Source organism: Niallia oryzisoli, from assembly GCF_036670025.1.
Taxonomy (GTDB): Bacteria; Bacillota; Bacilli; order Bacillales; family Cytobacillaceae; genus Bacillus_BD; species Bacillus_BD oryzisoli.
On the sequence record NZ_CP137640.1, the window covers coordinates 5,431,537 to 5,445,823 of the forward strand.

Consider the following 14,287-nt stretch of genomic DNA (forward strand, 5'->3'; position numbering starts at 1 on the left):
CATTCTGGGACAGGGTGCCTGTCCCCTTGACCCACCAATGTCCCTCTTTTTTGCAAAAAAGATTATCTTTCCGAAATAGTATTAACTAATGTTCCTATTTTTTCAATTGTGATTTCCATTTTGTCACCAGGTTTTAGAAACCTTGGAGGATTAAAGCCTTTACCCACCCCTGCAGGAGTTCCAGTGGCAATAATATCCCCAGGTTCAAGTGTCATACCCTTTGATAAAACATGGATAATCTCATCGATAGGAAATATAAAATTTTTAGTATTCGAATGCTGTCTAACTTCGCCATTAATCTTTGTTTCAATCTCTAAATGATGTGGATTTTCGATTGCAGAAGCATGGACAATCCAAGGTCCTATTGGACATGACGTATCAAGGCTTTTGCCAATAAAAAATTGCTTATGTTGGGCTTGTAAATCTCTTGCCGTTACGTCATTGATAATAGTGTAGCCAAAAACATAATCTAATGCCTCTTCTCTGCTGATTTTACTCCCTTTTTTTCCAATAATAACGGCTAATTCCCCTTCATAATCCAGCTCACTTGTTACATCTTGATGGTTTTGAACTTCTGTACCGTGCCCAACAACGGTTGTTGGAGCTTTCGTAAAAATAATTGGGTGCTTTGGAATATCCTTTTCACTGCCCATTTCTATTGCATGCTTAGCATAATTCTTCCCAACACATAATATATTTTTTCTTAGTTTAGTCATTGGTGCTAGCCTTGTAACTGAATCTATCGGAATATATGACTCACTTGTTACATTTTTCAATAACCTCTGTACCTTAGCGATAAATTCATCCCCAAGCTCCACTGCCTCTAACATAGTGTTAGGAAAAAACCCCTCTTCTAACTCATCCCACACCCTTTTTAAAGGTAAAACAAGCTTTTCCGAATCATCAACTAATCCAATAAACTCACAATCCTGATCTTTTACCGTTACAAACCTCATCCTCTCACCTCTTAGTTCTGATTTTCTTCTATAATAGAATAAGTATTTCCTTAAAAATTATATACAGAAAAAGGTAATTCGAAAAGAATCAAGGTTCGAGGGGACAGGCACCGTGACCCATAGTAATACCGGGTCATGGTGCCTGTCCCTTCGACCCATTTGAAAGGAATGATATTATGAATATTTGTGTTTTGGATGGCTATACATTAAATCCTGGTGATTTAAGCTGGAGTGAATTGATGCAGCTTGAGGAAACAGCTATTTACGATCGGACACCTGTGGATCTCATTGTGGAAAGGGCTGCAAACGCTGAGATCGTCTTAACGAACAAAACACCTTTAAGAAAGGCTGTTCTCGATCATCTGCCCAATCTAAAGTATATTGGTGTACTGGCAACTGGCTTCGATGTTGTCGATATTCAGGCTGCGAAAGAACGAGGAATCGTCGTGACGAACATTCCTGCTTATGGGACGGAATCAGTGTCCCAAATGGTTTTTGCGCTGCTGTTAGAGCATTGTCATCGCGTTCAACGCCACAGTGATGCGGTTATGGAAGGGCAGTGGGGAAAGAATCCTGATTGGTGCTTCTGGAACTACCCGCTTATTGAATTGTCCGGCAAGACGATGGGCATCGTTGGGTTAGGACGAATCGGACTTCAAACCGCACGGATTGCTTCGGCATTTGGTATGCGTATTTTGGCATATGGCAGGAATCACCGCGAAATGGACCTGCCCGATTTTCAATGGTGCGATTTGAATGAACTGATGAGGTTATCGGATGTTGTCAGCTTGCACTGTCCATTGACCTCAGAAACAGAAGGACTGATAAACGCTGAAAATTTATCCATGATGAAACGTTCCGCTATTATTATTAACACGTCACGCGGCAAGTTAGTTAACAATAAAGATTTAGCAGAAGCCCTCAATGCAGGAGTGATTGGCGGCGCCGGATTGGACGTGCTGGCGGTAGAACCTCCGGAGGATACCAATCCTCTGCTTCAAGCAAAAAATTGTATTATCACGCCACATATCTCTTGGGCTACGAAGGAAGCACGCAGCCGTCTTTTGAATATGGCCGTTGACAATATAAAAGCGTATATGACCGGGAATCCAAAGAATGTTGTAAATTCCTAAGGGATAGGGGGACCTCTTTGGTTCAAGGGGACAGGCACCTCGTCCCAACAATTGAATAAAAGTTGTATAGATTGAATAAGATTTTTCAGCATGATTAATTGAGATAAATCTTATTCATTCTATATTATTTTTTAAACTTGCAATCAACTGGGTGAACCTGTCCCCTCGACCCACGAATAATACAAGTGGTTCTGTTATAATTTTTTTGGGTTTTTGGTAATTTATGCAAGAAAATTTTTATTAGACATTTTGTCAGAAAAACATTAAATTATATTTATATTCAGATAATTTTAAATATACATAAAATAATTCTATTACTTTTATGACAAATTAGACTTCGGACACTATTGTCTATGTCTATTAAGTTGTAAATCTTAGTGCTTTAAGTTTTTTATTCACCAATGAAAGAGCAAACTCTAAAATAGCCCTGTTACTGAATAAAAATCTTTAGAATAAAAGAAATACTGGTTCCGCACTTTTTAAATCAATTAAACAGGTGCAACATGTATTTCTCATTTTTTTGTTTTGTATTCACTATAAATTTAGTGATTATAATATTAAGATATTTTATTTTAAATCAGTTTTGGCACTTATTAAGGAGATGACATTAAAGGAGGAGGAAGACATGCAAGTAACAACTAATGCTGAACAAACAGTTCTAAAGGCAAAATTTAATAAGTTTCATGGGATGTTACTTTTCTGGGGTGCACTATTAATGCTATTTGATGGGTTTGATTTAACGATCTATGGTGCAGTGGTACCTACCTTAATGAAAGAATGGGGAATTTCTGCTGTTCAAGCAGGGATGTATGGAAGTTATGCCTTATTTGGCATGATGTTTGGAGCATTAATATTTGGAACCTTAGCAGATAAATTAGGCCGAAAAAAGATTATCTTGATTTGTGTTTTTATCTTTAGTCTATTTATGCTGCTTGCAGGATTAGCTCCAAGCCCAGAATTATTTGGACTGTTCCGATTCATTACTGGTTTAGGATTAGGCGGCATGATGCCGAATGTTATTGGTTTGATTAGTGAATATTCTCCAGAAGGATTGCGCAGCCGTATGATCGCTACGATTATGGCTGGATATTCCATTGGCGGAGTTGTCGCAGCTTTACTAAGTATGATTCTGATCACTAATTTTGGCTGGGAGTCCGTATTTTTCTTTGGTGCCCTTCCAATATTGTTCTTGCCGTTCCTGGTAAAATTATTACCAGACTCAGTAGGATCATTGATTGTTAAAAATGATCATAAAGGGATACAAAAGATTCTCGTAAAGGTGAATACAACGTATAAACCATCAGAAAATGAAACATTCGTCTTAAATAAAAAACAAGATTCATCTCCAGTTAAGAATCTATTTACTGAAAAAAGAGCCCTTTTAACCGTGATGATTTGGTTAACATACTTTATGTCACTATTGATGATTTATGGATTGAATACATGGCTGCCAAAATTCATGACCGAAGCTGGTTTCCCTCTTGGTTCAAGTTTAAGCTTCCTTCTGGCGTTAAATGTGGGTGCTACCATCGGTGCGATTCTAATGGGATGGTTAGCAGACCGTTGGGGTGTTGGCAGAGCGCTCATTCTATTCTTTGTAATCGCTGCTATTACGATTACAAGCCTAGGATATGCAACAAATATGATTCTATTGTATGTATTGGTGGCGATTGCAGGAGCCGCAACCGTTGGAACCCAAAACCTTACACATTCCTATACTTCTCAATTTTACCCAATCACCATGCGCTCAACAGCACTAGGATGGGCATTAGCAGTCGGAAGAATTGGAGGAATACTTGGACCAACCATTGGCGGTATTTTACTCGCTTCACAATTAACTTTACAAGTAAACTTCCTAGTATTTGCGATTCCAGGAGTCATTGCAGCACTAGCAGTTTTCCTAGCCAATCAACAAGGCGAAAAGGTAATAACAACTCAACAACAATTAGACACACCTGCTAATTAATAGGGACAGAGGGACAGGCACCTCGACCCAGTGCAGTAATACTGGAACAAAGTGCCCCTTTGTCCCCTTCCTTTATTCATCGAAATGTTCATTTTGTCGCTTTATTCGTAAATAGTAAATATAAATAACTGGCACAAGACCGCAAATAAATAAAATTCCGCCCATCATTACTCCGTCAATTATTGTAAAACCATCCGTAATGGATACAAAAAATCCGATTAGGATAGAAACAATAACTATTACAAACAACGAAATATTTAAACCCTTTTTCGGGGATTTTCCATTACCTTCATGGTCTATACTAATACTCATTGATAGATATGTAGAAATAACCGTTGTTAGTATGAATACTAGCCATAATGGATTTTCTCTCATGCCATCAAACCCTTTTGTTACTAAATCATAGCCTAATATTCCAAGAATACCAACTGTTTGAATGATGTATGCAATACGGATGTTTTTTAAGTTTTGTAAAACTAGCCGTTCATCCTTAATTTTTTTCACTTTCATCACTCCCCTTTTCTATCCAAAAAACTTCATCTAGTGTTTTATTCACGGCATAACAAATATCCAGACACAGCTTTAAGGTTGGATTATATTTTCCTTTTTCTATCAAGCTAATGGTTTGACGAGTGATACCAATTTTCTCCGCCAATTGCTGCTGAGTTAAACCCACCTGAACACGCGCTATCTTTACCCTATTTTCCAACGAAAAAATCCCTCCTTGAAAACATTGTAACATATAAATTACATTATTCCATATATATATTACATTAGGGTCGGAGGGACAGGCACCGCGACCCTTTTTCAGTGGCACCTACACTACTATTACTCTACAAGTTTCATAATACCTTTGATATGTCTGTTCAATCCCTAAAATTGATATTCAATTAATAACATGATTTATATATAATACATGTAAGAATGACAAATTCAGAACTTATCATAATTAGAAGGTGTTAATAGAATGGAAAATTTTCCACTGTTTGTTCTTATGTGTATTTTACTAATTCTTTTACCTGGTCCCGATACTGCTATTGCCACAAAAAATACTGTCACTGTTGGAAGATTAGGGGGTCTTAAAACTGCCTTAGGTACTTGTTGTGCCCTTCTCATCCATACATCTGCTGCTGTATTAGGACTATCAGCTATCATTGTAAAATCAGCATTATTATTTACTATCTTTAAATACGTTGGTGCGGTTTACTTAATTTATCTAGGTATCAAAACACTATGGTCTTTGAAGAAAAAGGAAACAACAGCAAGCGTTGAGATGAACACAAAAAGCCCGTTTAAAAACACATCTTGTTTTAAACAAGGATTCCTTACCAATATCCTAAATCCCAAAGTTGCTGTCTTTTTCTTAACCTTTTTGCCTCAATTCGTGCACACTGCAAGCAATACCTTTATACCCTTTCTATTAATGGGTATTACTTATACGGTTTTGACTGCCGTATGGTTTTTACTTTATATCTATTTAATCAATCAGATTAGTGTTTTTATGAAAAAACCGAAAACACAACATATTATTGAAGGAATCACAGGCACTGTATTGATAGGCTTTGGTATAAAACTAGCTCTTGAAAAAGCCCATAATTAGATTCATTTTATTTTTACACACACTAAGACCCTTAATCGAAGGGTCTTTTTTTACCATATTTAGGAGGGACAGAGGGACAGGCACCTTGACCCAATGAGGGTCGGGGTGCCTGTCCCCGTGACCCAGCTTTAACTCTACGGAGCGTTTGTTGCTTACAGCTATATAAACCTCTAAGATGACAATAGAGCAGGAGGGAAAATGGATGGATAATCGTAAAGTTGGAGAGTTAATTTATCATTTGCGAAAAGAAAAAGGGCTGACACAGAAACAATTAGCGGATCAAATGAATATTTCTGATCGAACGATTTCAAAATGGGAGCGCGGGTATGGATGCCCAGACGTCACACTATTACCAAGTTTATCATTCCTCTTGGGAGTTAATATAGAAAATATATTAGATGGTGAATTATCGTCGAATGAATTTGTGGGAGGAAATATGAAAAAGTCACATTATTTTGTCTGTCCATCATGTAATAATATCGTATTAGCAACCGGAAGTATTACCCTATCTTGCTGCGGGAGAAAGTTAGAACCACTCGAAGCGAAGAAAGCAACAGACGAGGAAAAGCTATCGATGACAGAAATGGATAATGAATGGTTTATTTCAAGCGACCATCCGATGACAAAAGATCATTATATTTCATTTATTGCCTTTGCGACAGGTGATCAAGTTCAAATCATTAAACAGTATCCTGAATGGAGTTTACAAACACGTATCCCAAAACGCAAACATGGCAAACTGCTATGGTTTGATACTCAATTCAGATTATATTATCAGCTTGTTTAAAAATTTAATAGAAAAATAAACATATGTGAGTTATGACTTAACTGTTATTACTCGTTTAAATTCAATCCCTCACCTTTTGAATAATCCTGATTCAAAAGGTGAGGGATTCTTTTTCTAATGAAACTTTTTGGAACAAGGGGACAGGCACCGCGACCCTGAGGTAAAAATACTGGGTCAAGGTACCTGTCCCCTTGACCCCTAGGCGAAAGCACTGACGCTTTGGTTGGAAAGTTTGACTTTAATTAATTTTAGTTTACAATAATAAGTTAATGTAATTTTTTATCAAAGTTGTTGACAAAAGAGGAGGCGTGAAAAATGACGGTGTCTGAATATTGCGGCAACATAGAATCTTCCATTCTGCATTTCATTTTTTCCTTTATGGAAGACATTCGTGAAAAAATTGCACAAAGAAAGTTATTTTATAAAGAGCAAATCGTACGCTATGTGAAAAAACAAATTGATTTATTCTTCAAAGCATTTAATATAAAAAGTGCACTTCTATGCACCTATAAATACGATACTTATAACACAATTATGTTTAAATTAAAAAGTGTTTTAAAGGAGCATAATATCTTCAAATGTATATGAACAGGGCAATTAAAATTGCACCCGTTAATGCAAAAAACAAGCGCAGATCCATACTCTGGAAATGCGCCTGTTTGTGAAGATTGAATCGGGAAGCTTGTCATGGAGTTACAATTAAAAAATCATCTTCTTTTTTTCCTATTTTGTTCTTTGATGAATTTCCTTGCGTTTTTCATGCCACCCATACCATTAAACATTTCATTAATCTTTTCTTTCTCAATCATTTTAGAATTCAAGCCTTCATACTTTGTTTCCCTTTTAAGTTTCCAATAGCTTTCAAGTCTTTCAATTGACAAAGTGTCATCTTTAATAGCCTGTTGCACAGCACAGTTTGGTTCATTCTTATGAGTACAGTAATTGAATTTACAATTAAAAGCAAGTTCATCAATATCAGCAAAGGATTTTGTTAAATCCGCATTAATAATTCCAAGCTCCCTCATACCCGGAGTGTCTATCACAACGCCACCATTCGGCAACATGATCAGTTCACGCCTTGTCGTAGTGTGTCTGCCTTTATCATCCTCTCGTATCCCATTTGTATCTAATATATTTTGACCGAGTAGACAATTGATTAAGGTCGATTTCCCTACTCCAGATGAGCCTATAAACGCTGCTGTCTTACAACTAGGAAGATACTTTTTTAACGATCGATACCCTTCATCAGAAGTAGTAGTTGTAACAAGTACCTCTACACCTATTGCGATAGAGGATATTTCGTTAAGCCTTACCTCTATTTCTTTACATAGATCTGATTTAGTAAGGACAATAACTGGTATTGCACCACTGTCCCAAGCGATAGAAAGGTAACGCTCCAGCCTGCGAAGATTAAAATCATTGTTCAGTGACATACAAATAAATACTGTATCAATATTTGCAGCGACAACCTGAATATCTTCCTTAGAACCTGCCACTTTACGCGCAAAAACACTTTTCCGTGTAAGGATGTGATGTATGATTCCGTTTCCCTTTGAATGGTCTGTTCTATCAACCATAACGAAGTCACCAACGGCAGGAAATTCAGAAAGTTCTTCTACACGATAGTAAAGTTTCCCTGAAATCTCAGCAGCAATCTCACCATTTTCCGTTATTACTTTATATAAATTTTTATATTGCGATGAAACTCGACCAATAAAAAGATCTTTATATATTTTAGACTCCTGTATTAAATCTTCAGTAAGTCCTAGGTATTTCATATTAATAGTATTCAACTTCATTTCCTCCTAAAGTTTGGATCCTAACCTTTGGGAGGTTCTATGCATGAATTTATTTTGCACATCCCTCCCCATTTGTTACAATCTCAAAGTTTTGTTTGCTGTACATTAAAACAACATCTCCTTTCCATTATTTATGCTTTTACTATATCATGATGTTCAACCATTTGGTAATGAACATTCTAGGCATCGATTCCCTGATCTTTCCCATACAAGTTTTAATAAAATTACACCTCTCACTGCTTCATTATTGCCTCATTTGGGGAGGTGGGCATGTTTAGCTTGAAATTTAAACGAATAATACAAGTCACAGTTCACATAAGGTGTCAATAAATGGACGAAAATCAGAAACTCAGCCCCTTTAACGGTTACAAGTATCCTCGAATCTGTGATTAGCTTCCAAAAGGAGCGATTGAGATGAGAAGAAAAAATAAACACCTGCAGCTCATTCAAATTCTAGGCGGCTTTTTACTTATCTACATCCTAGTAAACGCCATGCAAAACATCAAAGTTCATTTCGTCTACAGCTCAGGTTTAGGGCCTTTCTTTTTTGTTGGATTCATCATCGTGCTTATGGTCTTTCTCTATATAAAAGGATAGATGATGCAGGTGGATGGTTCTGTTGCTTCCATGGAAGCAACAGAACCATCCACCTGCATCTCAAGAGTGCCAATTATTAACCAAGCCCTACCGAAATATGGTAATCTATAACTATATTGAAAGGAGTGATTGGTTAATGGTTTCATCAATTCCAGAGATTACGCTTAACGACGGTCTTCATCTGCCTGTTGTTGGCCTTGGTACTTATTTGCTTAAGGGAAATGCAGGTGTGAATTCCATTCTGACGGCGATTGATGCCGGCTATCGCTTAATTGATTCTGCTTACAATTATGAAAACGAAGGAACTATTGGGGAAGCTGTTCGACGAAGCTCTGTTCCACGACAAGAGCTCTTCATTACCTCTAAATTGCCTGGCCGCTATCAAGAATATGATAAGGCGGTTACGACCATCCAAGAATCCTTATACCGTGCGAACTTAGATTATTATGATTTATATTTGATTCACTGGCCAAACCCTCGTGTTGATACATATATTGAAGCATGGCAGGCGTTAATCGACGCTAAGAAATGGGGCCTCATCCGCTCCATCGGTGTGTGCAACTTTTTACCGGAGCATATTGACCGTTTGGTAAACGAAACCGGCGTAAAGCCAAGCGTCAACCAAATCGAATTACATCCATTTTTCAACCAGGAAGAAGCACGAAAATGGCATCAGGAGAATAACATCGCTATTGAATCATGGAGTCCGCTAACCCGCGGCATTCGCGATATCCATGTTGACTCAATTCAAGAGATTGCCAACCGTCATAACAAGACAATTCCGCAAATTGTGCTGCGCTGGCATTATCAACTGGGTGCGGTTTCCATACCGAAATCCGCTTCACCTGAACGCCAGCTCGAGAACATTTCCATCTTTGACTTCGAATTGGATCAAACAGAAATGAGCATCATTTCAGGATTAACCCACCCGGATGGCCGAATTAACAACCAGGATCCGGCTGTTTATGAGGAATTTTAAGCTGTTATCACGACAAAGCGCACCACTCTTAAGAGTGATGCGCTTTTTTTATTGGTTTCCGAAAATATTTTCTTTTAGTTTAGTGTAAAACTCTCCAATTGGTTTTATCTTTTGAAAATAAGAACAAACCAAGGAAGAAATTGATACCTAAGCTAATTCTTTTAACATAATTGCTTGATATCTTGCAATATATTCATCAAGTCGTTGACTTAGTGTTATTGTATTAATACTGGTAAGTCCTTCTGTCATACCAGTTCGGATCATTTCTTCTCGTACAGTTGCTATAATATTCAACAGGTCATTTTTCTCATCACTTTTTATCTTAAAAATCATACTAATGACCCCCTTTTTCAGAATATAATAGAATTTTATTAAAATTTCCTAATCTAAACAGTGACTAAACTCACATTTTTTAACCAAATAAATTAATAATTTATGTGAACACATGAGTATATTTTATGTGGATATGAATATTTATTGTGTATCATTAATAATAATATTATTTAAACATTTTTCATTATTAAAATCCATTTATAAACGTTGAAAATTCAGAAATATATAAGGGATCTATCTATTAAGCTAATTCAAATATGAATAATTTATACTTAATCTAGAAAACTGGAATAGAAAGTGAAAGGAGCGCAATACATGGACATCCCTTTGTTAAAAAAGCATATAACCTATTTAATCATTCCATTTACCTATCAAAAGCCGTTTAAAACAATTCCTGCTATACCCTTTTTTACTGTAAAAAAGCTAACAAATGAAAAAGTATTTGATCATATTGCCTCTCTTATTAACCATAATGAAAACGATAAAACAACGATTGGAAAAGCTTTTGAGCTGGAGCCAAATGATCGCTCAAAGCTAGGGTTACCGGAACAAGCAGCTTGTAGAATCACTTATCAAGTGAAGGAACATACATTTGAAATCAGAATCGATGGAATAGATCTATACTTATTTGACACACAGGTCGGATTTTTGGTCTACCATATCATGACTTGCGGACAAAAGAGCGAAGTTGATTTTGAAAAACAAGTGACAATCCATGACCTCATTCTTACAAACTACTACATCAAACAGGTTTTCAAAAAGACGAACAAAATGTACTTTATAAAAGATACTAATGGAAAAATGACAATTGACTTTAAGGACTTGACCAAAACCGTAACAAAGACGCTCGCGGTTGATTCTTATTTTGAAGAAATGAATCAGAATCCGAACCATGTGCTGTTGTATACCGGATCATACCTGCAAGGGCCGGTACTAAGTGATGGAAAGGATATTGCAAAGTATCTATATTATTTAAGAAAAGCATATAAAGATACCTATCTTCCTACAAAATATGATTTAAATCTTGAGGACAATCCGGATATCTATCAACCTTTCGAGAATAGTTATTGGGGATTTTCGATAGAAGGAGTAGCCAATCTTTCGTTGGAAACAGGCAATCGTACCACGGATGATTATTTTGCCGATCACTTTTTTAACAACATTGAAAAAACCTATTTCTATCTCTATCTTTTGCTTCTCCAGCAAAAATACAGCCTGCTCAAAATGTCCGTGAACGCTGGGGTGATTCACAATACTTTAGACGGCAAGAATTTTTCCGAGCAAGTTAACATCATCAATCATTTCAAGCAAGAAATCGTCGACTTTACAGTAAGAGGACTGTATGAGCAGGTTTCCTACATTACACATCATGCTGAGCTTTATGAGAAAATCAAAAACCGTCTAGGAATTGACTCTCTCTATAAAGAATTGAAATCAGAACTCGACGCTTTATCTTCCTTTATTGAGGTTGCCGCCGATAAAGATGAGAAGGCAAAAGAGGAAATGCGGATTGAAAGTCGTGAAAAAACAAACATACTCATCCAAGTAATCACCCTGCTCTTCCTGCCCATTACTGCCATAACAGGCTTCTTTGGCATGAATGTCGACTTTCTAAAAGGGAAAGATGAATACTTCTATTATTCTGCCATCATCCTTTACGTGGTAGCTTTCTTCGGATTCTATATTATAAGAAAAAACAACCGGCGTTGAAGCATTGGGTTCTCTTGCTTCACATTTTGATGATGGCACCGAGTCATTTATTCTGGTTCTGTTTAGAAATGGTAAAGGATTTTGTTACATAGACACCAATCCTCCACCATTTCTGAATACTTTCTGCATATTTGCCTGCTATGATTCGACTACAAGTTGAACCTTAAGGAGAAATGAACCATGAACATGACAATGACTCATTATATGGAGCTGCTGGCAACAAACCAACCATGGAACTTGATTCTGTTTATGGCCATTCCAGTCATCTTGGCTGAAACCATTGCCATAACTGAATTGGCCATACTGTTTACCCGAAATCTTAACGGATCATTACGAGCAGTTAACAAAATTACCTCTATTCTTGTAGGCTTGTATTTCACTGGCGTGTTTATCTATCTGTTTATCAACGCAGTTATTCCAATCACAACCGCTGAAGAATGGCGCGGTTTGACAGATATATTGGCTGTGGGTCTCTACCTATCAGGTATTGTTCCGCTGCTTGGAATGGCTTTACTAGACATGAATCTGATTTGGAAAAATAAATCGGCAGAGCAAAAACTTAAAATCCATGCCACTTTTGTGGGGATTTTCCTCGTTGTCTCACACATAGCGATGATATTAGGTATGTTAGAACCGACTTTCGGGGCAGGGGCGAATCATATGATGAATATGTAGTAAGCAGTAAAAACGGTGTTATCTACTAGCGTAAACCTGTAGATAACGCCGTTTTTTCCTTGACAAAAAAGATGCTGTCCTTCTCTGCGGCTTCTTTTGTACATAGGACTTTGTGGCTTTATTTAAAAAATTCTATTTTCGGAAGTTAGAAAAGGTTATAGTAATGTTAGGTAAATTTATAAAAGAAAGACAGGTGCTAACATGAGTAGGACAATTGGATTTGTTGGAGCAGGCAACATGGGAAAAGCCATCATGAATGGAATCATTAAGGCGGGAATTGCGTCACCGCAGGATATCGTCGTCTATGATGTCTATCCGCCATCCTTAGATGCTGTTCAGACAGAATTAGGTGTAACCACCACTTCCAATGAAAAAGAAGTCGTGCAAAAAGCGGACATTATTATTCTGGCGGTAAAACCAAACAATATTGCCGAAGTACTTACTACTATAAAAGAGGATATTTCAGCTGATAAAATCATCGTATCCATTGCGGCAGGTGTTACGCTTGAAAGATTGAGCGCCAATGTACCGGAAAAAACAAAGATAGTTCGCGTAATGCCGAATACGCCGGCATTAGTAGGCGAAGGGATGTCTGCGCTTTCCTGCAATGCGTATGTAACGAAGGAAGAGCAAGCGGAACTATTAGCGATCTTCAGAAGCTTCGGTGAAGCAGAGGTTGTCGGCGACTATTTGATGGATGTCGTGACAGGCTTAAGCGGTTCTGGCCCGGCATTTGTCTATATGTTCATTGAAGCATTGGCTGACGGTGCTGTTGCCGAAGGATTGTCACGGGCAAACGCCTACAAATTTGCTGCGCAAACCGTTCTCGGCTCTGCCAAAGTGGTGCTTGAAACGGGTAAACACCCTGGCGAACTTAAAGACATGGTTTCTTCTCCGGGCGGAACAACTATTGCAGGTGTGAAAAGCCTGGAAAACGACCGCTTCCGTGCAGCGGTTATTAATGCTGTTGTTGCAGCTACGGAGAAGAGTAGAACGTTGTAAAGCAGCATAGTGGTCGATTCTTTTTGAAGCAGGGGGACGGTTCTTCTGCATCCTTTTTAAATGGAAAAGAAGCAACAGAACCGTCCCTTCGCTTCCAAAAATAAAAAGGAAAGCCAGTAATCATATTGATTGGCTTTCCTTTTTATTTTAATTCGGTTCCAGATTGCAGACTTCTTTTCTCCAATCTTGTTTTTAATCGAACGAGCCGGGGTCTGTTGAACCGTTGGATTAAGCAAAACGGGATTTGAACGAAAACATTTATGATTGAACTTATAATAGCCATTTGAGCGGAATCACGCGGATTGACTAGTATACAGGCAAACCCGAAAACCGCCATGCCAATATGGCCAATTTCTGCACGGTACGTTTCGAGGATAAATCGCTCAACATATTCTAAACTTAGTTCTTGTTTCAAATGATTCTTTTCAAAATTCCACACCTTCCCCCATTCAGGCAGCTTATCCTTCCATTTGGCAAGATAAATCAGGCGATAGAATCTTTTTTCAAACGAACGCTCCTTGAAAAACCAACCCATTTTTCCATATACCGAACTTGGCAGCAGCTTATGAACCACCCAAGCTGAGCCAAAGCAGCAAACTAACCAGAAGGTTGTATTAATTATGATCATCCATACCGTGAACCATGACATGCCATTCCCCCTGACCGGAAACCTATAATTCTTCTGTAACTTTTCTACGAATCTTCAAGTTTCCCCTTCCCATTCTATATGAATTCTTATGAATTCCTAGT

Annotated in this window: 16 protein-coding genes; 10 read left to right on the forward strand and 6 right to left on the reverse strand. The window is 37.6% G+C overall.

Features of this window, described 5'->3' with window-relative positions:
- Positions 1–62 precede the first annotated feature (62 nt).
- Positions 63–956, reverse strand: a complete 894-nt coding sequence (locus tag R4Z09_RS27085) for a fumarylacetoacetate hydrolase family protein (protein WP_338449769.1) — start codon at positions 954–956, stop codon at positions 63–65.
- 176 nt (positions 957–1,132) lie between these two features.
- Between R4Z09_RS27085 and R4Z09_RS27090 the strand changes: the two genes are divergently transcribed.
- Both R4Z09_RS27090 and R4Z09_RS27095 read left to right on the forward strand, forming a co-directional pair.
- Positions 1,133–2,089, forward strand: a complete 957-nt coding sequence (locus R4Z09_RS27090) for a D-2-hydroxyacid dehydrogenase (protein ID WP_338449770.1) — start codon at positions 1,133–1,135, stop codon at positions 2,087–2,089.
- A 625-nt stretch (positions 2,090–2,714) separates the two neighbouring features.
- The gene (locus tag R4Z09_RS27095) at positions 2,715–4,055 is read left to right on the forward strand and encodes an aromatic acid/H+ symport family MFS transporter (protein ID WP_338449771.1); all 1,341 of its coding nucleotides are present in this window, start codon (positions 2,715–2,717) and stop codon (positions 4,053–4,055) included.
- Positions 4,056–4,127: 72 nt separating this feature from the next.
- Here the strand turns inward: R4Z09_RS27095 and R4Z09_RS27100 are convergent, their stop codons facing one another.
- Together R4Z09_RS27100 and R4Z09_RS27105 are read right to left on the reverse strand one after the other, a co-directional pair.
- Positions 4,128–4,559 carry a hypothetical protein gene (locus R4Z09_RS27100; protein WP_338449772.1) on the reverse strand — a complete coding sequence of 144 codons (432 nt, stop codon included), beginning with the start codon at positions 4,557–4,559 and terminating at the stop codon, positions 4,128–4,130.
- Positions 4,546–4,764 carry a helix-turn-helix transcriptional regulator gene (locus R4Z09_RS27105; protein WP_338449773.1) on the reverse strand — a complete coding sequence of 73 codons (219 nt, stop codon included), beginning with the start codon at positions 4,762–4,764 and terminating at the stop codon, positions 4,546–4,548. Before R4Z09_RS27105 ends, R4Z09_RS27100 begins: the two co-directional genes overlap by 14 nt.
- A gap of 258 nt (positions 4,765–5,022) precedes the next feature.
- On the opposite strand from R4Z09_RS27105, the gene R4Z09_RS27110 reads away from it, so the two are divergent.
- The 3 genes from R4Z09_RS27110 to R4Z09_RS27120 all read left to right on the forward strand — a co-directional run bounded on the left by R4Z09_RS27110 (position 5,023) and on the right by R4Z09_RS27120 (position 7,030).
- Positions 5,023–5,655: a LysE family translocator gene (locus R4Z09_RS27110; RefSeq protein ID WP_338449774.1), complete on the forward strand. Its 633-nt coding sequence runs from the start codon at positions 5,023–5,025 to the stop codon at positions 5,653–5,655.
- 202 nt (positions 5,656–5,857) lie between these two features.
- Complete coding sequence (locus R4Z09_RS27115; protein ID WP_338449775.1) at positions 5,858–6,442, forward strand: helix-turn-helix domain-containing protein; 585 nt, start codon at positions 5,858–5,860, stop codon at positions 6,440–6,442.
- Positions 6,443–6,757: 315 nt separating this feature from the next.
- A complete protein-coding gene (locus R4Z09_RS27120; RefSeq protein ID WP_338449776.1) occupies positions 6,758–7,030 on the forward strand; it encodes a hypothetical protein in 273 nt (90 codons plus the stop codon).
- 119 nt (positions 7,031–7,149) lie between these two features.
- On the opposite strand, the gene rsgA is transcribed toward R4Z09_RS27120, so the two are convergent.
- Positions 7,150–8,235 carry a ribosome small subunit-dependent GTPase A gene (rsgA, locus tag R4Z09_RS27125; RefSeq protein WP_338449777.1) on the reverse strand — a complete coding sequence of 362 codons (1,086 nt, stop codon included), beginning with the start codon at positions 8,233–8,235 and terminating at the stop codon, positions 7,150–7,152.
- A 420-nt stretch (positions 8,236–8,655) separates the two neighbouring features.
- Between rsgA and R4Z09_RS27130 the strand changes: the two genes are divergently transcribed.
- Positions 8,656–8,838, forward strand: coding sequence for a hypothetical protein (locus R4Z09_RS27130; protein ID WP_338449778.1), 183 nt, complete (start codon positions 8,656–8,658; stop codon positions 8,836–8,838).
- Between the two features lie 136 nt (positions 8,839–8,974).
- A complete protein-coding gene (locus tag R4Z09_RS27135; protein WP_338449779.1) occupies positions 8,975–9,817 on the forward strand; it encodes an aldo/keto reductase in 843 nt (280 codons plus the stop codon).
- Between the two features lie 147 nt (positions 9,818–9,964).
- On the opposite strand, the gene R4Z09_RS27140 is transcribed toward R4Z09_RS27135, so the two are convergent.
- On the reverse strand, positions 9,965–10,150 hold the full coding sequence (locus R4Z09_RS27140) for an aspartyl-phosphate phosphatase Spo0E family protein (protein ID WP_338449780.1): 186 nt from the start codon (positions 10,148–10,150) through the stop codon (positions 9,965–9,967).
- 315 nt (positions 10,151–10,465) lie between these two features.
- Between R4Z09_RS27140 and R4Z09_RS27145 the strand changes: the two genes are divergently transcribed.
- From R4Z09_RS27145 to proC, 3 genes are all read left to right on the forward strand, one after another.
- The gene (locus tag R4Z09_RS27145) at positions 10,466–11,860 is read left to right on the forward strand and encodes a CorA family divalent cation transporter (protein ID WP_338449781.1); all 1,395 of its coding nucleotides are present in this window, start codon (positions 10,466–10,468) and stop codon (positions 11,858–11,860) included.
- 180 nt (positions 11,861–12,040) lie between these two features.
- Positions 12,041–12,535 (forward strand): DUF6803 family protein, encoded by a 495-nt coding sequence (locus R4Z09_RS27150; protein ID WP_338449782.1) that lies wholly within the window; start codon positions 12,041–12,043, stop codon positions 12,533–12,535.
- A 201-nt stretch (positions 12,536–12,736) separates the two neighbouring features.
- A complete protein-coding gene (gene proC, locus R4Z09_RS27155) occupies positions 12,737–13,537 on the forward strand; it encodes a pyrroline-5-carboxylate reductase (protein ID WP_338449783.1) in 801 nt (266 codons plus the stop codon).
- A gap of 142 nt (positions 13,538–13,679) precedes the next feature.
- Here proC and R4Z09_RS27160 read toward each other — a convergent pair whose 3' ends face one another.
- On the reverse strand, positions 13,680–14,186 hold the full coding sequence (locus tag R4Z09_RS27160) for a hypothetical protein (protein WP_338449784.1): 507 nt from the start codon (positions 14,184–14,186) through the stop codon (positions 13,680–13,682).
- Between the last annotated feature and the right edge of the window lie 101 nt (positions 14,187–14,287).